Source organism: Vibrio sp. CCUG 15886, assembly GCF_028570825.1.
In the GTDB taxonomy this organism is placed as follows: domain Bacteria; phylum Pseudomonadota; class Gammaproteobacteria; order Enterobacterales; family Vibrionaceae; genus Vibrio; species Vibrio vulnificus_B.
In genome coordinates, this window is the sequence record NZ_JAQQBT010000013.1 from 22,036 (window position 1) to 47,921 (window position 25,886).

The following is a 25,886-nucleotide window of genomic DNA, read 5'->3' on the forward strand; positions in this document are numbered from 1 at the left end:
GTAACGTAAATAAATGTGAACCACAACACAAACAATAATTCGAAAGGTGAACTTATGGAGCAATTAGCCCACACCCCTGATCCTACATATCTTTTAACCATAGCTGCGCTGGCGATTGCAGCGTTGCTAGTGCTGATCATCAAACTCAAAGTGCATGCCTTTGCCTCACTGACCATTGTCAGTTTAGGCACCGCCATTGCCACAGGCGTGACCTCGGACAAAGTGGTGCCCACCATGATGGGTGGCTTTGGCGGCACGCTTGCCTCTGTTGCACTGTTGGTCGGCCTTGGCGCCATGATTGGTAAAATTTTGGAAGTGACAGGCGGGGCCAAAGTGCTGGCCGACACCCTGATTGGTCGCTTTGGTAAAGATCGCGCCCCGTTTGCGCTGGGTATTGCGTCGCTGCTGTTTGGTTTCCCAATCTTCTTTGATGCCGGCCTTGTTGTGATGATGCCCATCATCTTTAGTGTGGCGAAACGCTTTGGTGGCTCGCCAATCAAATACGCCTTACCGTCTGCGGGTGCGTTTGCGGTGATGCACGCCTTTGTGCCTCCCCATCCGGGCCCGGTGGCGGCAGCGGAATTTTTGGGTGCCAACATTGGTTTGTTGCTGGTTGTGGGTATCCTGGTTGCGATTCCAACTTGGTATCTTGGCGCGTACCTATTTGGTTTGTACGCGGGTAAGAAATTCGACATCCCACTTTCTAAAGCATTTTTTAACAGCGATGCGATTGTCGATGAAAGCAAATTGCCAAAATTTGCCACAGTAATGACCATCTTAGTGCTGCCCGTATTACTGATCTGCTTGGATACCGGCCTAAACACGCTGGCAGTAGCGGGGGTGATTGATGGTAAAACACCGTTGGTGGAATTCCTTCGCATGCTAGGTAAAACGCCAGTCGCGCTTCTTATTACCTTGATCGTGTGCTTGGTGGTGTTTGCCAAAGATTACGGCATGGCTAAACTTGAAAAATTGTGTGGCGACTCACTGGCTCCGATCTGTGGCGTTATCCTCGTTACTGGTGCGGGCGGCATGTTTGGTGGCGTATTGCGCGCCAGCGGCATTGGTAATGCCTTGGCCGATGTATTGACCGACACAGGCATGCCAGTGATTGTGGCTGCGTTTGTGATTTCAACCTGTTTGCGTGTGGCGCAAGGTTCTGCCACCGTGGCACTGACGACCACCGCTGCGCTGATTGCCCCGGTTGTCGCGGCAACCACAGGTTTGAGTGAGTTAGACCTCTGCTTTATCGTGATTGCTATCGCAGGCGGTGCAACGGTACTTTCTCACTTTAACGATTCTGGTTTCTGGCTGGTCTCTCGTCTGCTTGAGATGGATGAGAAAACCACGCTGAAAACTTGGACGGTAATGGAAACCTTGCTTGGTGGCATCGCTTTCCTTATCGTCGCTGTATTGAGCTTTATTCTTTAGAGGTTATCTATGACAACACTTGAACAACGATTAAGAGAGATCAAAATCGTCCCAGTTATCGCTATCAACGATGTAGCACACGCCTTGCCATTGGCAAAAGTGTTGGTAGAAAACGGTTTACCCTGTGCGGAAGTGACATTCCGCACGGAAGCGGCGGCGGAATCCATTCGCATCATGCGCGAAGCCTACCCTGATTTGTTGATTGGTGCGGGCACGGTATTAACCACAGAACAAGTGGACATCGCCATCGAAGCGGGCGTGGATTTCATTGTCAGCCCAGGCTTTAACCCAACCACCGTGAAATACTGTCAGCAACGCGGCGTGACCATTGTACCGGGCGTTAACAACCCAAGCTTGGTTGAACAAGCGATGGAAATGGGTTTGCGCACCCTGAAGTTCTTCCCTGCTGAGCCATCAGGCGGTGTCAACATGCTTAAAGCGCTGACGGCGGTTTACCCAGTGGAATTCATGCCAACAGGCGGCGTGAGCCCATCTAACGTGGAAGATTATCTTGCGCTGAAATCGGTTGTCGCGTGTGGTGGCACTTGGATGGTTCCAACCGCCATGATGGACAACGGCGATTGGGAAGGCATTGCGGAACTGGTTCGTGCGGTGAAGTAAACACCATTGCTCCATAACAAAAAGGGTCATCGATTGATGACCCTTTTGTTATTTCTCGCTTTATTCGATGATGCGATCAACGCATCGTGACGAACTCTTCCGAACCGGTTGGGTGGATAGCCACAACAGAGTCGAAATCGGCTTTGGTTGCGCCCATCTTCATCGCGACACCGAAACCTTGAATCATTTCGTCCACCGCGAAACCGATGCCGTGCAGGCCAACCACTTTCTCATCTTCACCCGCACATACGAGTTTCATCTTGCATGGCTGACGGTGTTGAGTCACGGCGGTGTACATCGCAGTAAAGCCTGAGGTGTACACTTTCACGTTCTCTTTGCCATATTTAGCGATCGCTTCTGGCTCAGAAAGACCAATGGTGCCGATAGGTGGGTGGCTGAACACAACAGTTGGGACCAAGTCATAGTCCATCTTCGCGTTGGGTTTGTTGTTGAACAGACGCTCAGACAGCTGACGACCCGCTTTCACCGCAACGGGTGTGAGTTCGATACCGCCTTCCATAATGTCGCCCACACAGTAGATGCCAGCAACGTTGGTTGCTTGGAACTCATCGACTTTGATGTAGCCGCGCTCGTTGGTTGCTACGCCGGTTGCGCTCAGGTTGATGGCATCAGTCGCTGGGTGGCGACCGATTGCCCAGATAAGCTGATCAACGTTTTGGCTTTCACCGTTTTCTAGATGAAGCGTTAGGCTGCCATCGGCTTCTTTGACCACTTCTTTTGGTACCGAGTGGGTGTGCAGTGTTGGGCCTTCTGCCGCCATCACTTCCACTAAGGTGTCAATGATCATTGGATCAAAGCTGCGAAGTGGCGACTCTTTACGGCAGAACAGATGGGTTTCTGTACCAAGGGCGTTGAGCACGCCAGCGATTTCCACCGCAATGTAACCCGCGCCAACGACAGCAACACGTTTTGGTTGCTCTGCAAGGTCGAAGAAGCCGTTTGAATCGATGCCGTATTCCGCGCCAGGGATGTTTGGAATGGTCGGGCGGCCACCCACAGCGATCAGAATGTGATCGGCGGTGTAGTGCTCACCGTTTACTTCCACGGTTTTCTCATCGACAAACTTAGCGAAGCCTTTAATCACGTTGACTTTGTTGTTGCCTAGCACGCGATCGTAAGATTGGTGGATGCGGCCAATGTACGCTTGGCGGCTCTCAACCAGTTTGCTCCAGTCGAAGCCTTTCACTTCCACATCAAAGCCGTAGTCAGAAGCGTATAGGCTCATCGCTTCTGCGATCTGCGCGCCATGCCACATCACTTTTTTCGGTACACAACCAACGTTCACACACGTGCCGCCGAGATCTTTTGCTTCGATCAGCGCTACTTTCGCGCCATACATCGCCGCACGGTTTGCTGAAGCGATGCCGCCACTGCCGCCGCCGATACAGATATAGTCAAAATGCGTTGCCATTACTTTCTCCTGTCTGGCAGGGGCGATTTACTCGCGTGCTCCCTGCGTATTTTTCATTCATTTCATTTTTATATGGAGGACAGATTGGTTGAACTCAATCTGTCGTACGGAAATTCTTTGGGTGTTGCGTCTCTCTTTTACTCAGGAACGATCCACTCTACCTTCCAATGACCGGTTGCCGGCGCAATTGCTTCCTTAAGGAAAGGCAAAATTTGTTGCATCTGGCTTTCTAGTTTCCAAGGTGGGTTAATCACAATCATGCCTGAAGCGGTCATACCACGCTCATTGGTATCCGGTGACACGCCCAGCTCAATTTGCAGAATCTTGCGAATGCCCAGCCCTTCCAGCCCTTCTAACATGTCATCGATATCGCAGCGGTTGACCACGGGGTACCAAATCGCGTAGATGCCAGTTGCCCAGCGTTTGTGGCTTTGGTAAATCGCTTGCACCACATCACGGTACTCTTTGGCCAACTCGTAAGGTGGGTCAATCAACACGAGACCGCGGCGCTCTTGCGGTGGCAAGCTGGCTTTGAGGCGTTGAAAACCGTCTTCTTTGTAAATGCTGACTTGGCGATCGCGGTGAAACTCTTGTTCCAATAGCGGGTAATCGCTTGGATGGAGCTCTGTCAGAACCATGCGGTCTTGATCGCGCAATTGAGCACGTGCGACGCGTGGTGAGCCAGGGTAGTAACGCAGTTTATCGCCATTGTTGAGGGCTTTGATCGAATCGATATAGCTGGCGATGTCGGCAGGCAGATCGCTGCGATCCCAAATACGCGCCACGCCTTGTTTGTATTCGCCCGTTTTCTCTGACCATTCGTGGGTCAAATCGTAGCGGCCAACGCCCGAATGAGTGTCATGGTAGACGAAGGGTTTGTCTTTTTGTTTTAGCGAGTCCAGAATCAAGCTCTGAACAATGTGTTTTACCACGTCGGCATGGTTGCCGGCATGAAAGCTATGACGATAACTTAGCAAAATTCACTCTCGTAACACTCTTGGTAGAGTGTGGTCAGGGATTAATAGGGCGATTATATACCCAACTGACGCCGATGTTCAGGATTCTCTCTGAGTCACAAAAAAGTTAATCGTCAATTCGTATTGAAATGTGAACCTTTAACCCTCATTTAGTATCAAAATGTAAGACCAATTGGCGACAGTCGAGGAAAATCGCGTATTATTATTGTGAATAAGCGAGCCATCGATGGACAGTTGGCCACGATACTGAAGAGTCAAACAAAAGGAATTTATATGTCTAATCCACTCCTTACTTTTACGGATCTGCCTCCGTTTTCTCAAATCAAGCCAGAGCATGTGTTTCCTGCGGTGGAACAGGCGATTGCCGATTGTCGTGCCAAGATTGAACAGGTGCTTGAAGGCAACAATACCCCTAGCTGGGAAACGGTGATTGCGCCGATCGAAGAAGTGGATGATCGTCTCAGCCGTATTTGGTCACCTGTGAGCCACATGAATTCTGTTGTCAACAGCGACGAGCTGCGCGACGCGTATGAAAGCTGCCTGCCAATGTTGTCGGAATACGGCACTTGGGTCGGCCAGCACAAAGGTCTGTTTGAAGCGTACAAAGCGATTAAAGCCAGCGAAGCGTTTGCCAAGTTGACCACTGCACAACAGAAAACCATTACCGATGCTTTGCGTGATTTTGAGCTATCAGGCATTGGTCTGCCTGCGGATGAGCAAAAGCGCTATGGCGAAATCAGCAAGCGTATGTCAGAGCTGAGCTCTAAGTTTTCCAACAACACGCTAGACGCCACCATGGGCTGGACCAAGCACATCACCGATGAGAAAGAGTTAGCAGGCATGCCGGAATCGGCGTTGGCGGCCGCGAAAGCCGCCGCTGAAGCCAAAGAGCTCGACGGTTATTTGATCACGCTGGACGTGCCGTCTTACCTGCCAGTGATGACTTACTGTGACAACCAAGCGCTGCGCCGTGAAGTGTACGAAGCGTACGTGACTCGCGCGTCGGATCGCGGTCCAAACGCCGGTAAGTGGGACAACACCGAGATCATCAACGAGCAGTTGAAACTGCGTCATGAAATTGCTCGCATGCTTGGCTTTAATACCTACAGTGAAAAGTCTCTGGCGACCAAAATGGCGGAAAACCCAGCGCAAGTGTTGGGCTTCCTCAATGACTTAGCCACCAAAGCCAAACCACAAGGTGAGCGTGAAGTGGCAGAATTGCGTCAGTTTGCCGAGCAAGAGTTTGGCGTGTCTGAACTCAATGTGTGGGATATCGCTTACTACAGCGAAAAACAAAAGCAGCATCTGTTCCAAATTTCGGATGAAGAACTGCGTCCGTACTTCCCTGAGTCGAAAGCCGTCAGCGGTTTGTTTGAAGTGCTCAAACGTGTGTTTGGCATGAGCGTGACAGAGCGCGAAGGGATTGACGTTTGGCACAACTCAGTGCGTTTCTTCGATATTTTCGATGCGCAGGGCGCGTTGCGTGGCAGCTTCTACCTCGATCTCTATGCGCGTGAACACAAACGTGGCGGTGCTTGGATGGATGAATGCCGCGTGCGTCGTATTAACGCACAAGGCGAGCTGCAAACCCCAGTGGCGTACCTGACGTGTAACTTCAACCGCCCAATCGGCGACAAACCAGCGCTGTTTACGCACGATGAAGTGGTCACCTTGTTCCACGAATTCGGCCACGGTATTCACCATATGCTGACTCAAGTCACCACGGGTGCGGTGTCTGGTATTAATGGTGTGCCTTGGGATGCGGTGGAGCTGCCAAGTCAGTTCCTAGAAAACTGGTGTTGGGAAGAGGAAGCGTTGGCGTTTATCTCTGGCCACTATGAAACGGGTGAGCCGCTGCCAAAAGCGATGCTAGAGAAGATGTTGGCGGCGAAGAACTTCCAATCGGCGATGGGCATTTTGCGCCAGCTTGAGTTCGGTCTGTTTGACTTCACCCTGCACACTGAGTTTGACCCTGAAATTGGCCCACGCGTGCTCGAAACGTTGGCTGAAGTGAAGCAGAAAGTCGCGGTACTGCCTGCGGTTGAGTGGGCGCGTTTCTCCCACAGCTTTGGCCACATCTTTGCGGGCGGTTACTGTGCGGGTTACTACAGCTACCTATGGGCAGAAGTGCTCTCTTCTGATGCATTCTCGCGTTTTGAGGAAGAAGGTATTTTTAATGCTGAGACAGGTCAGAGCTTCCTCAACCATATTCTTGAGATGGGTGGCAGCGAAGAGCCAATGGAGCTGTTCAAACGCTTCCGTGGCCGTGAACCACAAATCGATGCTTTGCTACGCCATTCCGGTATTGCGGCTTAACTCGATTAAGCAAACTAAGCATCACAAGGTCAGCCTAACGGCTGGCCTTGTTTTTTGCGGTACGCTAAGTTTGTTGCGAGCTAAGGGTTGACGTTGCGATTGATCGGGTTTTGCAGCGAAATCAGCGTTTCGGTCGATTGCACTTCGTCGATCGCTTGCAGTTTGTCGATCAGCACAAATTGCAGTTCTTCAATCGACTTACACATCAACTTGACGAAGATGTTGTACGCGCCCGTGGTGTAATACGCTTCCACCACTTCATCCAATGCGTTGAGTTTTTCCAGCGCGGAATGGTAGTCGCGCGCCGCATTGAGGTTGATGCCGATAAAACAGCACACGTCGTAGCCGAGTTTTTTGGTGTTGACCACCACTTCGGTACCTTCAATGATCTCCGCTGCTTTCATCTTTTCGATGCGCACGTGAATGGTGGCAGGGCTGACGTTGAACTGCTTAGCCATCTCTGCATAAGGCGTTTTCGCGTCCGCCATCAGCGTTTTCAATATAGCGCGATCCAAATCATCAATCTTGGCATTGGCTGAATGCATTGTCTGTCCCTTTTCTAATCAGCATATGGGTATAATACTAACAAGGGCAGCTTATCTTTCACAATCAAGGTTTTTTGCTCATAGGCTGAATGAGAGGAAGGTGAGCCAGTGCGATTTTGTTTTTCCATGTTGATAATGCTATGCAGCTTTTGGGCAAGTGCCCATGAGAAAAATATTTTAGTGGTGCACTCTTACCACCAAGGTTTCTTTTGGACTGACTCCTTCCAACTTGGCCTCGCACAAACACTCGGTGAGCGCGACATCGCTCTGCGTGTGCTTTATCTCGATACCAAACGCAACCAAAGCGCCAGCTTTCTCAATCAGCTTTACTTTCTCTACAAAACCAAAGTGGAACAAGAACGCTTTGATGCGATTGTGGTGAGCGATAACGTAGCACTGCAGTTGATGCAGCGTTTGGCGGAGCCACTGGCGGGCACGCCGGTGATTTTTGGTGGCATTAATAATTACACTCCAGAAATGCACGCGGGTTTGAATGCCACTGGCGTGATTGAAGATATTGATTTGCTGTCGAACGTGTCGCTGATTGAGCGTTTGCAGCCCCAAGCACAGCAAATTTTTGTGGTAACGGACCATTCGATCACGGGCGTCGCGCTGCGCGCGCAGGTGGACAAGTTTTTGTCCCGCTATCCTGAGTATCAGCAAAAAGTACAACATTTAGTGCCGAATACGCTGGCCGAGTTGATTGAGCGTGTGCAAACGCTCGATTTAGACAGCGCGGTGCTGTTTTGGGCTTATTACCGCGATGCCGATGGTACGTTGAGTGATGATGACGATTGGCAGGAACTCAACCGCGTCAGCAGAGCACCGATCTACATGGTGCACGATCTCGGTCTTGGTCATGGCGCGGTCGGCGGTGTGATTCAAAGTGGTTACAAGCAAGGTTTTGCAACGGGTGAAGTGTTGAACCAAGTGCTGGACTCACCCGCCTCACCTTTACCGAAAGTGAAGGTGGTGGAGCCTGACATCAAACTGGATTATCAAGCCGTGGCGCGCTGGAAGTTAGGGGTGGAAGGCGAGCCAGCCTCGGTGTTGGTCAATAAACCCGAGCCATTTTCAGTGCGTTACGCGCAAGAGATCCGCCTCTACAGCGCGGTATTTGTGATGTTGGTGCTGGTGATTGTGCTGTTAGTTTATTACTTGCGCCGCATTCAACAGAGCGAAACGTTAGCGCGCGAGAGTCAGTCGATGCTCGAGTCAATTTTCGACCAGAGTTTGCAATACATCGGTATTTTAGACCGAAACGGCTGCTTGGTTTCCAGCAATGCACAATTGCAAGATCTGCTGTTTTTCCAAGGGGTTCCGCTAGATCGCCCTTTATGGCAACACCAACATTGGGAAGACGCATCTGCCTCTCGTTTGGCTGACTATTTTTCTGCGACGGAAGCGCAACTGAGCACCTTTGAAGCGGAGATTTGGAGTCGCAATCTCGGGGCGATGATGCTTGAAGTGTCTCTCAAACCGCTGCATAGCGTGGGAGATCAGCGAGGACAATACTTGTTTGAAGCACGAGACATCACCTCACGAAAGTTGATGGAAGAGAAGCTCTACAAACGTGAGTCCAACTTACGCAATTACTATGAGCAGCAGCCGGTGATGATGGTGACGCTGGATAAAAATAATCGCATTCAGCAGGTAAACCGTTTTGCTCAGCAGCTACTGGGCTATCAACCCTTAGAAATGCTCGGCCATCTGCTGCAAGAATTCTATTGTAATGCTCAAGCCATGACGCCAAGGCAAATGCTGCTGCAACCGACACCAGCACTGCAAGGGGTTTGGCGTCGAGAGATTGAGTATCGTCACCAAGACGGCAGCGCGGTGTGGATACGCGAAAACATTCGTCCATTGACCGAGTCCGGGCAAATTTTGATTGTTGGCGAAGACATCTCCCACAACAAGCAGCTGGCTCGTCAGTTGGAATACCAAGCCAAATACGATTTGTTGACCGATACCTTTAATCGTAACCAATTTGATATTGAACTCAAACGCGCGCTGCGCGAGGTGGAAAGCCATCGCCGTGTGCATGCGATGCTCTATATCGATTTGGATCAGCTTAAAGTGCTCAACGATACCGCAGGGCATGATGCGGGGGATGGGGCCATTCAATTTTGCGCCAGCATGTTAGAAGAAGTGTTGCCGCATACCGCGATTTTGGCGCGCTTAGGGGGCGATGAATTTGCTGTCCTCCTCAAAGACAGCAATGAACACACCGCCATCGGTGTGGCGAAAACCATCATTGCTACATTGAGCAGCCAGCCTTTCATCTGGGAAAAAGTGCAGATAAACCTAACCTGCTCGATCGGCATTCGTATGATTGACCATACGGCCGAATCGCCGCAAATGGTGCATGCGCAGGCAGACACTGCCTGTCATGCGGCCAAAGAGCAGGGGCGTAATCGCTTCAAATTGTTTAGCTTGGACAGCGAAGAGTTACAACGCCGTCAGCAGGAGATGGAGAGTGTTAACCTAGTCCATGACGCACTTGCTAACGACCGTCTAGAACTCTTTGCTCAACGCATTATTCCACTCAGCAAAGAGTGCGACAAAATGCACTTTGAGATCCTAACGCGCATTCGTGACAAACAGGGGGAGTATCTCTCGCCTGCGATCTTTATGCCGGCATCCGAGCGCTACAACATTGCCCACCTGATTGATGAACAAGTGGTGACCAAAACCCTCGACTGGCTTGAAGCGAGCCCAGATGCGTTGCACCAGCTCGGTCGATGTTCGATAAACCTTTCGGGTCACTCGATGGGCAATCCAGAGTTTATGGCGTTTTTGCTCGACCGATTGACCAACAGCGTGATTCCTTGCCATAAACTCTGTCTGGAAATCACCGAAACCGCCGCGATGAAAAACGTCGCCTTAGCGATGGACTTCTTTGCTCAAGTGAAAGCACTTGGCTGCTTGATTGCGTTGGATGATTTTGGTTCAGGACTGTCGTCGTTTGGCTATCTCAAGCAACTGCCTGTCGATGTGGTGAAAATCGACGGCATTTTTGTACAGGACATGCACCGCAATGAGAGCGATCACATCATGGTGCGAGCCATCAATGAACTGGCGCAGCAAATGGGTAAGCAAACCGTGGCTGAGTTCGTTGAAAACAGTGAAATTATTGCGTTACTGACAGAACTCGGTGTGGATTACGCCCAAGGCTACGTGATTGGTTATCCAACGCCATTGGCAGAGCTGGTGGCGCAATGGCAGGACGAGTTTACATCGCGAAGTGGGTCTTGAGAGAATGCATCGCCAAGTTTAGGGCCGATGGAATCGCTACAGTTCCAGCCTTGCTTGCGGTAAACTCGCCAGCCAGTTCCTCATCCATGACGATTTTTCGGAGCACCCTGTGCAACTACAACTGATTTGTGAAGATGCGGCTTTGCAGCCTTATCTCGACGCCATTGCCAGCAAATGGCAACTGACCCACAACGCAGACAGCCATTTCGCTCTTGTGCTGACGTTCGAGCGTTTGGAGTTGCGTAAGCTTGATGAACCTAAGCTGGGGGCAATTTATGTCGATTTGGCAGGCGGTGCGGTTGCACATCGACGCAAGTTTGGTGGCGGTAAAGGGCAAGCCATAGCCAAAGCCGCGGGGCTCAACAAAGGGGCGACACCGACGGTTTTGGATGGCACGGCAGGGCTTGGGCGTGATGCGTTTGTTTTAGCCTCGCTTGGGTGCAAAGTGCAGATGGTGGAGCGCAACCCCGTTGTGGCTGCTTTGCTCGACGATGGCTTAACCAGAGCGAAAAAAGATGATGAAATCGGGGCTTGGGTGAGCGAGCGTATGTCGCTGCTGCACGCGTCAAGCCACGATGCGCTCGCCGCGTTAGCCAGCGATGCCGAGTTTGTTCGTCCCGATGTGGTCTATCTAGACCCCATGTATCCGCATCCTGAAAACAAAAAGAAAACCGCCTTAGTGAAAAAAGAGATGCGCGTGTTTCAATCTTTGGTTGGGGCAGATACCGATGCCGACGCGCTGCTCACACCGGCGTTAGCATTGGCGACCAAGCGTGTGGTGGTGAAGCGCCCTGACTATGCAGAGTGGCTCGATGGCGTTAAACCCAGCATGGCGATTGAGACCAAAAAGAACCGTTTTGACGTCTATGTCAACGCGTCGATGAGTTAAGCGCTTTTCCCCTCAATCTCTCCTTTTCTTTCCTGTCGCGCAGAAAGAGTCACATTTCTGCGCTTGCCAATTTACCGCACTCGCTGTATATCTAACTAAGAATTATTATTATTCAAATTGTCGGTAATGTGCAGGCATGGTTTGTGTTGGAGTAGTCGCATGACAAAACGCTTTTGTAAGATGGATAGAAGAGAGATCGCCAGTCAATTGGGTGAGATTCATCAGTTGGTTGCAGCGCCCAAATACCTTTGCCGATCTTGTGTGCGTGCGTCTTCATCGAAAAGTTCGCTGTGTAAGCCGCAAGCCATTCCGAGCCTAAAATCGAAAGCCAAACCCTTGGCGGTAAAGGCTGCCACGTTACCCTCGCCAACGTCGATAGCCGAGAATCAACGTCCGCAAACATTACTGACGGCGGAGTCGGTGAGTGCGTTTGACATTAATTTGCCATCACTGGGTAAAAAACAACTTAAGCAAGCCAAAAAGGCGCTGAAAAAACAGCGCAAATACCATAAGAAACTGGCGAAGTTAGCCAAGCAAAAAGTCAAACAGCTGAAAAAGCGTGAGAAGTTGGAAGGAAAACTCAACAAATACAATGGTATTTTACGAGTGTTAAGTCACAAACAAGTATTGCAAGGCAGTGCCGAGCAAGTGCACTAAGCGTACTTAAGCAAGAATAACGACTCAGCCCACCGAATGGTGGGCTGAGTGCATGTGGGCCATTGAAGCAGGGCGCTAGGCGAGATAAGGGCTAGGCTTGTGACGCTTTGCGAGCAAAGTCGCGCTCCACTTTGGCTTTGACCCAAGTTTCATTCAGCCACAGAGAAAACAGAATGACCCCGCCGCCCAATGTTAGGCGCAGCAAATCGACATCGCGATTCCAAATCACGATGTTGACGATAAGCCCCGCTGGCACCAAAGCGTTGTTCATTACCGCCAAGGCTCCAGCATTAACCAAGGTTGCCCCTTTGTTCCAGGCAAAATAGCCCAAGCCAGATGCAATCAGGCCTAAGTAAATCAAAATTCCCCATTGCAGTTCGGTGGTGGGCAGCTTGCTCGGATTGCCCATCAAAGCAAACGCCACTAAGGCCACACACAGTGCGCCAAGGTAGAAGTAGCCAAATACCGTGTGTTGTGGCAACTCGAGTTGCTCTTTCTCCATGATGTATTTGTAGCCCACTTGGCCAATGGCAAAACAGAGGTTGGCCCCTTGCACCACCAAAAAGCCCAGCAAGAAGTTCGGGTTAATGGTGGCAAATTTGATAAAGACGGCGCCTAATACGGCGATGATGGCCGTCACCAAATACCAAGGAGAGAAACGCCCATGCAGCAAATCGTAGATCAAGGTGACGTAGATCGGCGTAAAGACGGTGAACAGCAACACTTCAGGAACTGACAGCAGCAGAAACGATTGGTAGTAGAAGCAGTACATCAAGCCGAGCTGGAAGCCGCCGACCACCATTAATTTACCGATCAGACGCTTGCTGACCCCTTTGAATTTGAGGAAAGGAACAAACACGACGCTGGCGAGTGCTACGCGCATCAGCACCGAAAACCAAGAGTCCACCTGACCGGCGAGGTAAACGCCAATCAAGCTAAATGAAAATGCCCATAACAGGGTGACTGCGGAGAGATAAAACATAGTGATAACGAGTAAATAACAAATGTCCGCAGTCTACCGATTTGCCGAGAAGGGCAAAAGCAAAATCACTCTTTAAGTGGTACAACCAACATATCAACCGGAGAGCAGTTGATCAGTTGACGAGTCGAAGAGAGCAGTTTACTCCAAAAATCTTGGTGATGGCCGCACACCAGTAAATCCACTTGGTACTCACCAATGGTGTCACACAGTTCATTGCTTAAATCGCCGCTGCCGACCAAGGTATGAGTGATCGGGAAGTTGGCATATTCCGCCAGATTCGCCAGTTGCGTGCGCGAGGCTTCCATCGCCTGATGTTGTGCTTCGGCCATGTTGATGTCGATAAGGCCGGTGTACAGCTCGGCGTAATTCACATCAATATGGATAAAGGATACTTTCGCTTCTAAAGCTTTTGCTAAAGAAACAGCTTTATCGATCAATAGCTTGCTGTCGTCAGAAAGATCAACCGCGACTAAAATGTGTTGATAACTCATGGTGTGCTCTCCTTTATCGTTTTCCCCCTCGGGTATAGTTAAAACATAGCACTTAGGTGAAGAGTTTTTTGCCAAAGGGATCTCAGATCCAATCCCATGTAACAAAGAGTTATCGAATTTTTCGTGGTATAGTAGCTCAAAACGGATACAAACAATCAGGAGTCCTCATGCTGTCTCAGACTATGGTCGAACAATTGAATGCGCAAATTAATCTGGAATTTTTCTCATCCAATCTATACTTACAAATGAGTGCTTGGTGTGAAGATAAAGGATTTGATGGCGCAGCACAGTTTTTAAGAGTGCACGCTGTGGAAGAGATGCAACACATGCAACGCCTGTTCACTTACGTCAGCGAGACGGGTGCATTACCGATTCTAGGCGCGATTGCAGCACCAAAACATGATTTTGCAAGCTTGGGTGAAGTGTTCCGCGAAACGTATGAACATGAACAAATGATCACTCAGCAGATTAATAAGCTCGCTCATGTTGCGTTTACCAGTCAGGATTATTCAACCTTTAATTTCCTGCAGTGGTATGTCGCAGAGCAGCACGAAGAAGAAAAATTGTTCAAAGGGATTTTGGACAAAATTGAACTTGTTGGTGAAGATGGCAAAGCCCTGTTCTTCATCGATAAAGATCTGGCACAAATGGCGAAAGAAGGTTCATCTTCAATCATGGATGCTCCAGCAGCTTAACGGAACAGCCAATTTCCGTTAGCGGGTTAGAAAGACATTGATTGTCTTTTTCTCTTGAGCATTGATGAAGATGTAGGGAGGAAAAGATGATCAATGGAGATATTATCCTGTTTGCGCTTATGGTGGTAACGGGGGTTAACCTCGCTCGTTATCTTACCGCTCTTCGTTCACTGATTTATATCATGCGTGAAGCGCATCCACTGTTATATCAACAAGTGGATGGTAACGGATTTTTTACCACTCACGGCAATGTCACCAAACAGGTGCGACTCTACCACTATCTGAAAAGCAAAGAGTACCACCATCATCACGATGAAGTTTTTACTGGGAAATGCGATCGGGTAAGAGAGTTATTCGTCCTGAGTGTAAGCTTGACCGGTGTGACTTTGTTGGCTGCATTTCTTCTGTAGCCAGTGCTTGGAAAATAACCCCCTTTGCCGTTAGAATAGCGGCGAAAAAGTAAGGATGTGCCAACTGCACATCCTTTTTTATTGTCAGAGAGATTTTCCAGCATGAGTAACAAGTTTGATGTGGTGGTGATTGGTGCCGGTGCGGCGGGATTGATGTGTGCTGCCGAGGCAGGCCGTCGTGGCCGCAAAGTGTTGGTGCTTGACCACGCGAAAAAGCCAGGCCGCAAAATTCTCATCTCCGGTGGTGGTCGTTGTAATTTCACTAACCATGAGGTCTCGGCGAAAAACTACTTGTGCCGGAATCCCCATTTCGTCAAATCCGCCCTGTCGCAGTACAGCAACTGGGACTTCATTTCGATGATCTACAAGTATGGCATTGAGTTTGAAGAGCGCGACCATGGTCAGTTGTTCTGTCTCGATTCTGCCAAAGATATCGTCAATATGTTGCTGAGTGAGTGTGACCAACCGAATATCGCTCAGCGTTATCAAGTGCAGCTCACCGAGATTGAGAAAACCGAGCAAGGTTTTGTGCTGCGTGCTGGCGCAGAGGCATTTGAATGCCAATCTCTGGTGGTGGCGACGGGTGGCTTATCGATGCCAAAACTGGGCGCGACCCCTTTCGGCTATAAAATCGCTGAGCAGTTTGGTATTCCAGTGGTGCCGACCACCGCAGGCTTAGTGCCATTTACGCTGCACAAGCAAGATAAAGAAGACTTTGCAGAGCTCTCGGGAATTGCCATTCCGGCGGAGATCACCGCAGAAGACGGTACGTTGTTTAAAGAAGCGCTGCTGTTTACCCATCGTGGTTTATCTGGCCCTTCAGTACTGCAAATTTCGTCTTACTGGAAGGCAGGTCAAGCGGTGAGCATTAATCTGGTGCCTGAGGTGGATGTGCTGGAGCTGCTGCAACGCAATTTGGAAAAACACCCCAACCAGAGCATGAAAAACACGCTGGCGAAAGTGCTGCCTAAGCGCCTCGTCGAAGTACTGATCGAGCGTAACGAGCTGACGGACAAACCTCTTAAGCAATACAACGGCAAAGAGCTGCAAGAGATTGTCGAGTATCTGCAGCATTGGAAAATTGCGCCTAATGGCACCGAAGGCTACCGCACGGCGGAAGTGACGCTGGGCGGTGTGGACACCGATTACCTTTCCTCAAAAACCATGGAGTGCAAAACCGTCCCAGGGCTGTACTTTATTGGCGAAGTGATGGATGTGACAGGTTGGCTTGGCGGCTACAATTTCCAGTGGTGCTGGTCGAGCGGCTTTGTCGCGGGGCAGTGGGTGTAAGCTCAAGTAAAGACAAATAAAAAAGCAAAGGGACGGTTCAACCGTCCCTTTGCTTTTACAGGTTATCTCTTTCACCAAGAATCAGTGATTTTGTACCAGCGTCAGCGCTTTACGTGACACTTCATGCGCGGCTTTGTTGAGGTTTTGCTTCTCAAGCGCGTCGGCTAGGAAAGCGTAGTCGGAAACACTCGAACGTACTTTCAGTGCCGTTTCAAAGTGCGACTGTGCTTGTGGCCATTTGCCTTCACGGAAATACAACTGCGCCAGTGCGCTGTGCGCTTCGGCATTGTGGCTGTCGTTTTTCACATTCTGTTCGAGCATCACAATCACAGGATGCACATCGCTAAGGTTGAGTTGTGGCAGGAGTGCGTACAGCTCTGGCGATGGTGATTTTTTCAGTGCTTCTTTGATCACGGTGAGTGCTTCGTGGTCGGCTTTACGGGCAATCAACTGTTTGGCAAAGCAGGCCACCAAATGTGGGTCTTGTTTGACTTTGCGTGGCAGTGTATTCCAGTGTTTGATTAATCCTTCACTGCCTTGTTGCCCAGCAACGTCGGCCAGTAAACCGCACTGAGCTCGTTGGTGCATCTGTTCGGCGTCCTCTGGGGAGATCAACGCTTGCTTGTTGAGTGTTGGCAATAGGTCAATCAGAGGTTGCCATAACTTGAGCTCTAGGTAAGTGGTTTTGAGCAAGTTCAGCACAATCGGATTATTGGGGTTGCGACCTTTTAGAGACTGCAAGCTATCAAACGCTTGAGCAAACTCACCCTCTCGTACCAACTGTTTTGAGCGGGTTAGCTCTACCGCCAAGTAGGCGTTTTCTTGCTCGGCGGCCAATGCTAAGTAGTGATCGCGCTTGGCTTTGTCACCTTGGCCATCCGCTGCTTCTGAGGCCACTAAGTAACAAAGCAGTGGCATGTCATGATGGCTTGCCCAGCGTGTCACTTTCTTCTCTGCGCCTTTCCAATCGCCTTCCAGCAACTTGATGATGCCTTCGTTGGTGTAACGACGAGAGCGGCGCATTTTGCGTACGCTAAACCAGTTCCACGTGGTGAAACCGGTATAGAGTACTTTTTTAACTAGGTATTCTAAGCCAAACAAACCGGCCAAAGCCGCGACAATGAAAATCACCAAGGTGGTGACGCTCATTTCAATCGTGGTGTTGGCAATCGAGATCAGCACATAGCCCTGTTGGCCAGAAAACTGGGTACCGACAAACAGCCCGGCACCAAGCACGACAAAGAGGAAGATCAGACGAATCATTGCTGCGCCTCCGTGCTGGTCATGCTAGTGACTTCACGGCGTAGACGTTCACGAATCACATCCGCCAATTGATTTTGCGTTTGCAGTTTTACGGGGTATTGCACCTGAATTTTTTGCTCGCTGAGCTGTTTCAACGATTGAGTAAACTCTTTCACCGTGTTGTTATCTTGGTTAAAGAACGCTTGCGACCACGCTTCTGCGGTAGTGAGTGAGGTGGTGTAAACCTCACCTTGTTCTTGATAGACCGCTTTGATGGCGGTTTCGATTTTCGCTTTGATGTTCTCTTTCAGATAGAAGTGCTGCTCTGGCGACAACAGTGGAATGACGTTGCCATCGCGAGTACGGAAGGTAATAAAGTTCTCTGAGAAGGCTTTGAGCGACGCCATTAAGTTGTTTTGCCAGTTGTTGATGTCGTCAGAGACTTGTTGTTTCTCGACGGTTTTCGCTTCTGGCAGAATGGCATTTGCCAATGGCAATTGGTCGACTTGTTGTTGCAGTGCGGTCAAACGCAGCACTAAACCATCGCGGTCAATCAGCGGAATGGTTTTCAGATCGGTAATGTCTTTGGCCATCGCTTTGCGCAGAGGCACGAGGCTTGGATCGTTGAGTGCCGCGATGCGTTGGTCGGCACTTTCCATCAAGCTGGTGGCGCTCACGACGTCATGCTCAAGGAACAGTTTTCGGCCCGCCAGTTTGACGAGGTAGTCGGCTTCCGCCAATAACCAATCGTTCGGGCGACGGCCTTTTACGTCCGCCATTGCAAGTTGCAAGCTTTCGATGCTTTTCTGCTGCTGAGCCAGCACCACTTCTGCTTTGTGAGTGACTTCGGTCGCTTTGGCGACGGTCTCTTGTTTCACTTGGTTAAGCTCAGTGCTCATCGCGCTTTGCGTTTGTTGCAACTGATTTTGCAGCGCAGCGATTTGTGCCTGATATTGGCTGTTTTGCTGTTGAAGCTGGAACGCCACGCCGCCAGTGCCCAACAACGCAATGATGATGGCAAGGATACTGAGTTTTTGGCTCGGTTTTTTATCTTCTTTCTTTGCAGCGGCTGCTGGTGGCGGTGTTGTTGGTGTCACCGTCACCGTTGGTTCATCGGCTGAAACAGACGCAGTCGATTCAGTGTTCGATGTTTCTGGCGTGGAGGCGTCAGAGGTTATTGGTTGAGAAGTTGTTTCTTCAGGCTTATTTGGCTCGTTATTTTTTTTACTTGTCATGAGTTTGTCCTGTGTTACTTAGGCTGGAGAGCAGCCAGTAAATCTTTGTTCGAGGCACTTCCTACATTGCAAACCTGAGTAAAGCCAAGTTGGGTCGCAATGGCAGCAATACGTTCGCTGGGAACCAGCAAGCGTTGTTGATATAACCAAAATTTACCCTCATCACTCATTTGAGCGTGGAGGTAGTCGAGTTGTTCTGCACTGGTGACAATCAGAGTGTCGACGCCCTGATCGCGCCATAAGGTGAGAGAGCTTACCGCATCAAAGGGGATCAATTCTCTCTGGTAGGTCTCACAATACCGGACGTCAGCCCCTCGTTGGCTCAATGCTTGGTGTATCAGTTCTCGTCCGCCGTTACCGCGCAGAATCAGTACGCGTTTTCCGGCTATCCGATTGAACTCTGGGAGTTGTAGGAGGTGCTCGCTATCACTGACCGTCGGGTAGTTTACGTCTTGGTGGGTAACTTTGCTCAAATAGTGTGCGGTTTTTTGACCAACGGCAAGGTAAAGCGCGTTTTGCGGCCAGTTTTGTTGCTGTGCTTTGAGGATGTGTTCGGCGCATTGCACCGCATGTTGACTCACTGCGATGATCACATCGCTTTGCTTCAGGTCGTTGGCGAGGGTGTTGAGTGAACTATTCGCAACGATATCAATAAGAGGGTGCTGGAGTGCAGGGACTCCAGCTTGTTGAAGCAGTTGGCAAAGCGCTTGGCCTTGCTTGGCTGGCCTTGTTACCAGTACCGCCATGTTATTCGTGGTCTTGGTACAACTTGGTGAGGATCTCTCTGGCACCCTCATCCAGCAGTTGATTGGCCAATTGCACGCCTAATTGTTCCGCCTGCGCGCGAGGGCCACGAATTTCACCACGGACGATTTCGCTGCCATCTGGCTCGCCCACCAACGCACGGAGCCAGATCTCATCGCCCTCAAGCAGCGCATAGCTACCGATTGGCACTTGGCAGCCGCCTTCTAAGGTGAGGTTCATGGCGCGTTCGCATTTGACGCGATCGGCCGTATCGGCGTGGTTCAACGGTTCGAGAAGTTTGAGAATACGCTCATCGTTAGTACGACATTCAATGCCCACGGCACCTTGGCCTACGGCTGGGAGCGACTGTTCTGGCTCAATAAAGCTGCGGATGCGCTCTTCCAGCTCAAGACGTTTCAAGCCAGCGGCCGCGAGAATGATCGCGTCGTATTCACCTGCATCGAGTTTGCTTAAACGAGTACCGACGTTGCCGCGCAGTTCTTTGATCACCAAATCTGGGCGATAGGCTTTCAATTGACATTGACGACGCAAGCTACAAGTGCCGACAACCGCGCCTTGAGGCAGTTCATCAACATGATGGTAGGTGTTTGAGACAAAGGCATCGCGAGGATCTTCACGCTCACAAATCGTCACCAAACCTAAACCTTCTGGGAAATCCACTGGCACGTCTTTCATCGAGTGAACGGCGAGGTCTGCACGACCTTCCAGCATTGCCACTTCGAGCTCTTTGACAAAAAGGCCTTTGCCACCCACTTTGGCAAGAGGGGTATCAAGAATCACGTCACCTTTGGTCACCATGGTCACCAGCTCGACTTCTAAGCCTGGATGGGCCTTTTGTAGCGCATCTTTTACGTAGTAGGCTTGCCATAGAGCGAGGGGGCTTTTGCGTGTTGCGATTCGGATTGGCGTTGAGTGTGTCATTGTCTTCCCAATATCTTGAACGTTCTGATTTGGGCTAATCCTACCACTCTCACTGCTAAAGTCTTACTGTTAGTTGGTGGAACTGATGCTAGGGTTAACGAAATGGTACGTGAGACTGAAATAGTGTGATTGGATTCTCATTTGGCGGATGGACTATTATTAGTTATAAAGATTACAAGCGACACTTAGCCGCCGAGTTTGAGGCCGTGCTCTGCCTACCACCAATGCGATTTGTTGTGGTGAAGAATGCAGCGCATTTGTCTTTACCAACACGGATGGAAGTGTTAAATTGATCACGTTTTTTAGCCAGGATGGCTCAAAACTTATGCAGACGTGTCTCAATATTGAAACCAAGGATATCCCTTGCAGGCTTATACCGAAAAATTAATCCAGCGATTAGATACCCTCAACCGGCAACGCATCGAGCGTGCGCTGGCGCTTATGGATTTGCAAAGTCAGCAAGTATTTCACCTCATCCCGGTTTTACTGCACTTTAATCACCCCGCTATTCCCGGCTATTTTGACGCTGATGTTCCCTTTGGGGTGCATGGGCTCAAGCTCAATGATATTCAACAGCAGTTTGTTGATGACACAGAATTAACCCTAGGTCAGTCCTTACCTCGCGCGCCGCATGCACAAATTCTTGGTCTCTATACCATGGGCAGTACCTCGTCCATTGGCCAAAGCACCTCCAGTGATCTCGATATTTGGGTTTGCATTCCTACACAAATGGGCCATGACGAAAGAGAGAGCCTCGCCAATAAATGCTTACTGATCACCGATTGGGCGCAGATGCATGGCGTAGAAGCCAACTTTTTCTTGATGGATGAAGACCGGTTCCGCAGCAACCGCTCGGAAGAGATGACGGGTGACAACTGTGGTTCGTCACAGCATATGTTGCTGTTGGATGAGTTTTATCGTTCCGCGGTACGTCTTGCTGGGCAGCGCTTGTTGTGGCAAATCGTGCCGCCTGAGATGGAAGAGTGCTACGAACAATACGTGGCAGAGCTGTGCAATGGTGGTCACATCAATTGCAATGAGTGGATCGATTTTGGTCAACTGAGCCGCATTCCTGCTGAAGAGTACTTTGGTTCGAACTTGTGGCAGCTCTACAAGAGTATCGACTCGCCATACAAGTCGGTATTGAAGGCAATTTTGCTCGAAGCGTATTCGTGGGAATACCCACACACGCAACTGCTGAGTATCGACAGTAAGCGTCGTTTCTTTGCTCATGAGCCAGATCTCTATGGGATGGATGCGTACTATCTGATGCTGGAGAAAGTCACTCGCTATCTCGAACGCATTAATGACCACACACGTTTGGATCTGGTGCGTCGCTGCTTCTATCTCAAAACCCATGAAAAACTCTCGCGTGAACCGGGTGTCGGTTCCGTGGCGTGGCGCCGTGAAGCGTTGCACGAGTTGACCAGCCAATGGCAATGGTCGCAGGAAGTGATTGTCGAGTTAGACAACCGACGTAACTGGAAAGTGGAACAGGTCAAAGTGGTGCACCACGCCTTGCTTGATGCCTTGATGCAGAGTTACCGCAACCTGATTCAGTTTGCGCGTCGCAACGATATTACCTCGGCGATTAGCCCTCAGGACATCAGTATTCTTGCGCGTAAGCTCTATGCGGCGTTTGAAGTGTTGCCGGGTAAGGTGACGCTGCTCAACCCACAAATTTCTCCAGATTTGCACGAACCCGATTTAAGTTTTATTGAAGTGCGCGAAGGGCGCATCAATAAGTCTGGCTGGTATCTGTATAAGCAACCGCTGATTGCGCACCGCATTTTAGGTCAGCCGTATCTTGAACATCACGAATACTTAAGTAAGTTGGTGGCGTGGGCGTTCTTTAATGGTTTGATCACTGAGTCCACCCGTTTGCACGCGGTGGTGCGAGAAGCACAGCTCGACATCGATAAGTTCTATCAGATGGTGAGTGATTTACGTAATACCTTCTCACTGCGTAAACGCCGTCCGACCATGCAAGCGTTAGCCAGCCCATGTGAAATCAGCCAATTGGCGATGTTCATCAACTTTGAAAACGATCCAACCGCTGAGCTGTCTGGACGCTCACTAAAAGTCGATCTCAAGAACGCCGACATTTTCAGTTTTGGTACGGAACAGAAATGTTTGATTGGTAGTGTTGATCTGGTTTATCGCAATTCTTGGCATGAAGTGCGGACTCTGCATTTCCGTGGCGAAACTGCGATGTTGGATGCACTGAAAACCGTGTTGGGCAAAATGCACCAAGACGCGATTCCGCCAGAGTCGGTGGATGTGTTCTGCTACAGCAAAAACTTACGCGGTGTGATGCGCAATATGGTGTATCAACTGTTAGCTGAGTGCATTGATTTGCGCCTTAAGCCGGTGGAGCAAGAAAAGCGTCGCCGTTTTAAAGCGATTCGCTTGGCGGCCCAAACCTTCGGTTTGTTCTTTGAACGTCGCGGCGTGTCGGTGCAGAAGTTAGAAAACTCGGTCGATTTTTACCGCAGCATCTCCACCAATAAACTCAAGGGCTCACCTCTGTTGATGCTGGATCGTGAAGACGACTATCATCTGCCGCCCGTGGTGGATGGTTTTGCCAGCGAAGGCTTGATTCAGTTTTTCTTTGAAGACACGGAGAAAGGCTTCAACATTTATGTGTTGGACGAAGCCAACCAAGTGGAAGTGTATCACCAGTTTAGCGGCTCTAAAGATGAGATGATCGCCAGCGTGAACAGCTTCTACACCGCGGTGAAAGACGACAAGCATGTTGCCTCGAAATGCATTAACTTCAACTTGCCTCAGTATTACCAAATCATTCATCCGCAAGAGGAAGGGCAGGAGTCGTACATTATTCCTTATCGCAACGATGCCTGTACTCAAACGAAGATGTCCAAAGCGGTCAACGTATAGTTACCTAGCCGCTTAATGGCTTAACGATAGCTACGCGTTTTAGTCTACTCGAAACACAAAGAGCACCGAAAGGTGCTCTTTGTGTTTGTGCGTTGCTGGTGTGAGACGACGTTGGTTTAAGCCCAATCGATCGATTCACCCGCGTGCTTTTCACACTCTTGTTTGACCATGTGTGCAAACTCCACGCCAGTCTTGGAGCAAATCCACTGACCCGCTTTGTATTGGAAGTGGAAACCGCCGGATTTCGAGGCTAACCAAATTTCTTGCATCGGCTCTTGGCGATTGATGATGATTTGGCTGCGGTCATCAAATTCTAACGTCATCACGTTGCCCGTGGTTTCGTAATCGATGTCTGCGCCTGATTCATCAATCGCTTCTTCAATGAGTTGTAGCTCGTTATCCACTAGTTGATGAAATTCAGTATTGTTCATCCTATCTATCCTATTGCTTTTCCTGAGTGTGGTGCGATTATAGGGGGCATTGAATCAATAATCACGATATGCAAAATGAAAAAAATACTTACTGTGCTGTTAACCTTGTCGGTAGCGCTCTTGGCCGGATGTGGTCAATCGGGCGCTTTGTACATTCCAGATGACGCTCAACAATCTGAGCAATCACAGTAGGCATCGCAACTGATTTAGCAGTCGACCATATTATAAGGGAAGTGAATTTTGGATTATTTCAATTATCAGGACGATGGTCAGCTCTGGGCGGAAGAGGTTTCCTTAACCAGTCTGGCTGAGCAGTACGGCACACCTCTGTATGTTTATTCGCGTGCGACGCTAGAGCGTCACTGGCATGCGTTTGACCGCTCGGTAGAAGGGCATCCTCACCTGGTTTGTTATGCGGTGAAAGCCAACTCGAACCTAGGGGTACTGAACACCTTGGCGCGATTAGGCTCTGGTTTTGACATCGTATCTGGTGGTGAATTGGAGCGGGTGTTGGCCGCTGGCGGCGACCCACGTAAAGTGGTGTTTTCTGGTGTGGGTAAAACCGAAGCGGAAATGCGCCGTGCGCTTGAACTCAACATCAAGTGTTTTAACGTCGAATCGGAACCTGAACTTGAGCGTTTGAACCGCGTTGCGGGAGAGTTGGGTGTGAAAGCGCCAATCTCACTGCGCATTAACCCGGATGTGGATGCTCAAACCCACCCTTATATTTCAACGGGTCTGCGCGATAATAAATTTGGTATCGCCTTTGACCGTGCGCCAGCGGTATACCAATTTGCCCAGAGCCTAGCAAACCTTAACGTCCAAGGTATCGACTGCCATATCGGCTCGCAGCTTACCGCGATTGAACCGTTTATCGATGCGACTGATCGCTTGCTTGCTTTGATTGATGATTTGAAAGAGCAAGGCATCAACATTCGCCACCTTGATGTGGGTGGTGGTCTTGGCGTGGTGTATCGTAACGAATTGCCGCCTCAGCCTTCTGAATACGCCAAAGCGTTGTTGGGGCGTTTAGAAAATCACCAAGATTTGGAACTGATTTTTGAACCAGGCCGTGCGATTGCTGCGAACGCGGGCGTATTGCTGACCAAAGTAGAATTCCTCAAGCACACAGAACACAAAAATTTCGCCATCATTGATGCAGCGATGAACGATTTGATGCGCCCTGCTCTGTACCAAGCGTGGCAAGACATTGTGCCCGTTCAGCCTCGCCAAGGCGAAGCGGTGACTTATGATCTCGTGGGGCCAATTTGTGAAACGGGAGACTTCCTCGGTAAAGACCGTTCACTGGTGTTGGCAGAGAACGATTTGCTAGCGGTTCGCAGTGCGGGCGCTTATGGCTTTGTCATGTCGTCCAACTACAACACTCGTGCGCGCGCGGCGGAAGTGATGGTGGATGGCAAACAGCATTATCTGGTACGCCAGCGCGAAGAATTGCGTAGCTTGTGGGAACTAGAACACATTCTTCCGGAGTAACGAGCTTTTTATGCATTTCCATTTTTCTAAAATGCACGGTTTGGGTAACGACTTTATGGTGGTCGACTGCATTACTCAAAACGTTTACTTCTCTCAAGAGCTGATCCGCCGTTTGGCGGATCGCCATACTGGCGTTGGCTTTGACCAATTGCTGGTGGTGGAAGCACCTTACGATCCTGAGACGGATTTCCACTATCGTATTTTCAATGCCGATGGCAGTGAAGTGGAACAGTGTGGTAATGGCGCGCGCTGTTTCGCTCGTTTTGTTCGCATGAAAGGGCTGACTAATAAGTACAGCATCAGCGTCAGCACCAAGAAAGGCAAAATGATTCTTGATGTGGAAGAGGACGATCAAATCACCGTCAACATGGGTGTGCCGGAGTTTGAACCGAACAAAATCCCTTTTCGCGCCAAGCAAAAAGAAAAAACCTACATCATGCGTGTTGGCGAAAAAACGCTGTTTTGTGGTGCGGTGAGCATGGGCAACCCACATGTTGTGACTGTGGTGGATGACGTCGATAGCGCAGAAGTGGAGACGTTAGGACCATTGCTTGAATCGCATGAGCGTTTCCCAGAGCGCGTCAATGCCGGATTTATGCAAGTGGTCAACCGTGAACAGATCCGTCTGCGCGTGTATGAGCGTGGTGCGGGTGAAACGCAGGCTTGTGGCAGCGGTGCGTGTGGCGCGGTGGCGGTCGGCATCTTACAAGGCTTGTTGGATGAAAATGTCACCGTGAGTTTGCCCGGTGGCGATTTGCACATTCATTGGCAAGGTCCGGGTAAGCCACTTTACATGACTGGCCCTGCCACTCATGTGTTTGATGGCCAGCTGTCTTGCTAGAACCCACGGATTCTAGCCACCGCGGGTGATGAGTTTTCATCACCTTGCATGAGTTATCGTTTGAGGAA

At 50.0% G+C, this 25,886-nt stretch carries 23 protein-coding genes; 13 read left to right on the top strand and 10 right to left on the bottom strand.

Features of this window, described 5'->3' with window-relative positions:
* Positions 1-54 precede the first annotated feature (54 nt).
* Together PQQ36_RS17565 and PQQ36_RS17570 are read left to right on the top strand one after the other, a co-directional pair.
* The gene (locus tag PQQ36_RS17565) at positions 55-1,431 is read left to right on the top strand and encodes a GntP family permease (protein ID WP_011079119.1); all 1,377 of its coding nucleotides are present in this window, start codon (positions 55-57) and stop codon (positions 1,429-1,431) included.
* 9 nt (positions 1,432-1,440) lie between these two features.
* On the top strand, positions 1,441-2,052 hold the full coding sequence (locus PQQ36_RS17570) for a bifunctional 4-hydroxy-2-oxoglutarate aldolase/2-dehydro-3-deoxy-phosphogluconate aldolase (RefSeq protein WP_017789652.1): 612 nt from the start codon (positions 1,441-1,443) through the stop codon (positions 2,050-2,052).
* A gap of 76 nt (positions 2,053-2,128) precedes the next feature.
* Here PQQ36_RS17570 and gorA read toward each other — a convergent pair whose 3' ends face one another.
* Positions 2,129-3,484 (bottom strand): glutathione-disulfide reductase, encoded by a 1,356-nt coding sequence (gorA, locus tag PQQ36_RS17575; protein ID WP_225470964.1) that lies wholly within the window; start codon positions 3,482-3,484, stop codon positions 2,129-2,131.
* Between the two features lie 137 nt (positions 3,485-3,621).
* On the bottom strand, positions 3,622-4,461 hold the full coding sequence (locus PQQ36_RS17580) for a 23S rRNA (adenine(2030)-N(6))-methyltransferase RlmJ (protein ID WP_011079124.1): 840 nt from the start codon (positions 4,459-4,461) through the stop codon (positions 3,622-3,624).
* A 273-nt stretch (positions 4,462-4,734) separates the two neighbouring features.
* Here PQQ36_RS17580 and prlC point away from each other — a divergent pair, with 273 nt between their 5' ends.
* Positions 4,735-6,777 (top strand): oligopeptidase A, encoded by a 2,043-nt coding sequence (prlC, locus tag PQQ36_RS17585; RefSeq protein ID WP_243328900.1) that lies wholly within the window; start codon positions 4,735-4,737, stop codon positions 6,775-6,777.
* An 80-nt stretch (positions 6,778-6,857) separates the two neighbouring features.
* On the opposite strand, the gene asnC is transcribed toward prlC, so the two are convergent.
* A complete protein-coding gene (asnC, locus tag PQQ36_RS17590) occupies positions 6,858-7,322 on the bottom strand; it encodes a transcriptional regulator AsnC (protein ID WP_011079126.1) in 465 nt (154 codons plus the stop codon).
* Positions 7,323-7,448: 126 nt separating this feature from the next.
* Here asnC and PQQ36_RS17595 point away from each other — a divergent pair, with 126 nt between their 5' ends.
* From PQQ36_RS17595 to PQQ36_RS17605, 3 genes are all read left to right on the top strand, one after another.
* Complete coding sequence (locus tag PQQ36_RS17595; RefSeq protein ID WP_263166940.1) at positions 7,449-10,577, top strand: EAL domain-containing protein; 3,129 nt, start codon at positions 7,449-7,451, stop codon at positions 10,575-10,577.
* Between the two features lie 109 nt (positions 10,578-10,686).
* Complete coding sequence (locus PQQ36_RS17600) at positions 10,687-11,466, top strand: class I SAM-dependent methyltransferase (protein WP_263166942.1); 780 nt, start codon at positions 10,687-10,689, stop codon at positions 11,464-11,466.
* A 159-nt stretch (positions 11,467-11,625) separates the two neighbouring features.
* A complete protein-coding gene (locus PQQ36_RS17605; RefSeq protein ID WP_263166945.1) occupies positions 11,626-12,123 on the top strand; it encodes a hypothetical protein in 498 nt (165 codons plus the stop codon).
* A gap of 91 nt (positions 12,124-12,214) precedes the next feature.
* Here the strand turns inward: PQQ36_RS17605 and PQQ36_RS17610 are convergent, their stop codons facing one another.
* Positions 12,215-13,105 (bottom strand): carboxylate/amino acid/amine transporter, encoded by an 891-nt coding sequence (locus PQQ36_RS17610; RefSeq protein WP_013570918.1) that lies wholly within the window; start codon positions 13,103-13,105, stop codon positions 12,215-12,217.
* Positions 13,106-13,170: 65 nt separating this feature from the next.
* Positions 13,171-13,596: a universal stress protein UspA gene (uspA, locus tag PQQ36_RS17615; RefSeq protein WP_011079131.1), complete on the bottom strand. Its 426-nt coding sequence runs from the start codon at positions 13,594-13,596 to the stop codon at positions 13,171-13,173.
* A 167-nt stretch (positions 13,597-13,763) separates the two neighbouring features.
* Between uspA and ftnA the strand changes: the two genes are divergently transcribed.
* The 3 genes from ftnA to PQQ36_RS17630 all read left to right on the top strand — a co-directional run bounded on the left by ftnA (position 13,764) and on the right by PQQ36_RS17630 (position 15,991).
* Positions 13,764-14,291 carry a non-heme ferritin gene (gene ftnA / locus PQQ36_RS17620; protein ID WP_011079132.1) on the top strand — a complete coding sequence of 176 codons (528 nt, stop codon included), beginning with the start codon at positions 13,764-13,766 and terminating at the stop codon, positions 14,289-14,291.
* Between the two features lie 86 nt (positions 14,292-14,377).
* A complete protein-coding gene (gene uspB / locus PQQ36_RS17625; RefSeq protein ID WP_011079133.1) occupies positions 14,378-14,701 on the top strand; it encodes a universal stress protein UspB in 324 nt (107 codons plus the stop codon).
* A 102-nt stretch (positions 14,702-14,803) separates the two neighbouring features.
* Complete coding sequence (locus PQQ36_RS17630; protein WP_263159606.1) at positions 14,804-15,991, top strand: NAD(P)/FAD-dependent oxidoreductase; 1,188 nt, start codon at positions 14,804-14,806, stop codon at positions 15,989-15,991.
* A gap of 81 nt (positions 15,992-16,072) precedes the next feature.
* On the opposite strand, the gene PQQ36_RS17635 is transcribed toward PQQ36_RS17630, so the two are convergent.
* Genes PQQ36_RS17635 through hemC form a run of 4 tightly spaced genes read right to left on the bottom strand, consistent with a single transcriptional unit; the run spans position 16,073 to position 20,154 of the window.
* Positions 16,073-17,254 (bottom strand): heme biosynthesis protein HemY, encoded by a 1,182-nt coding sequence (locus tag PQQ36_RS17635; protein WP_103200151.1) that lies wholly within the window; start codon positions 17,252-17,254, stop codon positions 16,073-16,075.
* Complete coding sequence (locus tag PQQ36_RS17640; protein WP_103200150.1) at positions 17,251-18,468, bottom strand: uroporphyrinogen-III C-methyltransferase; 1,218 nt, start codon at positions 18,466-18,468, stop codon at positions 17,251-17,253. The genes PQQ36_RS17635 and PQQ36_RS17640 overlap by 4 nt, the downstream gene beginning before the upstream one ends.
* 14 nt (positions 18,469-18,482) lie before the next feature.
* A complete protein-coding gene (locus PQQ36_RS17645; protein ID WP_072614920.1) occupies positions 18,483-19,214 on the bottom strand; it encodes a uroporphyrinogen-III synthase in 732 nt (243 codons plus the stop codon).
* A gap of 1 nt (position 19,215) precedes the next feature.
* A complete protein-coding gene (gene hemC / locus PQQ36_RS17650; RefSeq protein ID WP_011079138.1) occupies positions 19,216-20,154 on the bottom strand; it encodes a hydroxymethylbilane synthase in 939 nt (312 codons plus the stop codon).
* Positions 20,155-20,517: 363 nt separating this feature from the next.
* On the opposite strand from hemC, the gene PQQ36_RS17655 reads away from it, so the two are divergent.
* Entirely contained in the window at positions 20,518-23,052 is a 2,535-nt protein-coding gene (locus PQQ36_RS17655; protein WP_011079139.1) for a class I adenylate cyclase, read from the top strand.
* Positions 23,053-23,168: 116 nt separating this feature from the next.
* On the opposite strand, the gene cyaY is transcribed toward PQQ36_RS17655, so the two are convergent.
* Positions 23,169-23,483 (bottom strand): iron donor protein CyaY, encoded by a 315-nt coding sequence (gene cyaY / locus PQQ36_RS17660; protein ID WP_011079140.1) that lies wholly within the window; start codon positions 23,481-23,483, stop codon positions 23,169-23,171.
* A gap of 75 nt (positions 23,484-23,558) precedes the next feature.
* Between cyaY and lptM the strand changes: the two genes are divergently transcribed.
* The 3 genes from lptM to dapF are packed head-to-tail and all read left to right on the top strand — an operon-like array spanning position 23,559 to position 25,818.
* A complete protein-coding gene (lptM, locus tag PQQ36_RS22780) occupies positions 23,559-23,675 on the top strand; it encodes an LPS translocon maturation chaperone LptM (protein ID WP_013570924.1) in 117 nt (38 codons plus the stop codon).
* A gap of 48 nt (positions 23,676-23,723) precedes the next feature.
* Positions 23,724-24,977 carry a diaminopimelate decarboxylase gene (lysA, locus tag PQQ36_RS17670; RefSeq protein WP_011149108.1) on the top strand — a complete coding sequence of 418 codons (1,254 nt, stop codon included), beginning with the start codon at positions 23,724-23,726 and terminating at the stop codon, positions 24,975-24,977.
* 10 nt (positions 24,978-24,987) lie between these two features.
* Positions 24,988-25,818, top strand: a complete 831-nt coding sequence (gene dapF, locus PQQ36_RS17675; protein WP_011079142.1) for a diaminopimelate epimerase — start codon at positions 24,988-24,990, stop codon at positions 25,816-25,818.
* The last annotated feature ends 68 nt before the right edge of the window (positions 25,819-25,886 follow it).

Bases quoted from the DNA above. Each gene is read 5' to 3' on its own strand.
- PQQ36_RS17565 (WP_011079119.1), top strand. From the start codon at position 55: ATGGAGCAATTAGCCCACACCCCTGATCCTACATATCTTTTAACCATA.
- PQQ36_RS17570 (WP_017789652.1), top strand. From the start codon at position 1,441: ATGACAACACTTGAACAACGATTAAGAGAGATCAAAATCGTCCCAGTT.
- gorA (WP_225470964.1), bottom strand. From the start codon at position 3,484: ATGGCAACGCATTTTGACTATATCTGTATCGGCGGCGGCAGTGGCGGC.
- prlC (WP_243328900.1), top strand. From the start codon at position 4,735: ATGTCTAATCCACTCCTTACTTTTACGGATCTGCCTCCGTTTTCTCAA.
- asnC (WP_011079126.1), bottom strand. From the start codon at position 7,322: ATGCATTCAGCCAATGCCAAGATTGATGATTTGGATCGCGCTATATTG.
- PQQ36_RS17595 (WP_263166940.1), top strand. From the start codon at position 7,449: ATGTTGATAATGCTATGCAGCTTTTGGGCAAGTGCCCATGAGAAAAAT.
- PQQ36_RS17605 (WP_263166945.1), top strand. From the start codon at position 11,626: ATGACAAAACGCTTTTGTAAGATGGATAGAAGAGAGATCGCCAGTCAA.
- PQQ36_RS17610 (WP_013570918.1), bottom strand. From the start codon at position 13,105: ATGTTTTATCTCTCCGCAGTCACCCTGTTATGGGCATTTTCATTTAGC.
- uspA (WP_011079131.1), bottom strand. From the start codon at position 13,596: ATGAGTTATCAACACATTTTAGTCGCGGTTGATCTTTCTGACGACAGC.
- ftnA (WP_011079132.1), top strand. From the start codon at position 13,764: ATGCTGTCTCAGACTATGGTCGAACAATTGAATGCGCAAATTAATCTG.
- uspB (WP_011079133.1), top strand. From the start codon at position 14,378: ATGATCAATGGAGATATTATCCTGTTTGCGCTTATGGTGGTAACGGGG.
- PQQ36_RS17630 (WP_263159606.1), top strand. From the start codon at position 14,804: ATGAGTAACAAGTTTGATGTGGTGGTGATTGGTGCCGGTGCGGCGGGA.
- PQQ36_RS17635 (WP_103200151.1), bottom strand. From the start codon at position 17,254: ATGATTCGTCTGATCTTCCTCTTTGTCGTGCTTGGTGCCGGGCTGTTT.
- PQQ36_RS17640 (WP_103200150.1), bottom strand. From the start codon at position 18,468: ATGACAAGTAAAAAAAATAACGAGCCAAATAAGCCTGAAGAAACAACT.
- PQQ36_RS17645 (WP_072614920.1), bottom strand. From the start codon at position 19,214: ATGGCGGTACTGGTAACAAGGCCAGCCAAGCAAGGCCAAGCGCTTTGC.
- hemC (WP_011079138.1), bottom strand. From the start codon at position 20,154: ATGACACACTCAACGCCAATCCGAATCGCAACACGCAAAAGCCCCCTC.
- cyaY (WP_011079140.1), bottom strand. From the start codon at position 23,483: ATGAACAATACTGAATTTCATCAACTAGTGGATAACGAGCTACAACTC.
- lptM (WP_013570924.1), top strand. From the start codon at position 23,559: ATGAAAAAAATACTTACTGTGCTGTTAACCTTGTCGGTAGCGCTCTTG.
- dapF (WP_011079142.1), top strand. From the start codon at position 24,988: ATGCATTTCCATTTTTCTAAAATGCACGGTTTGGGTAACGACTTTATG.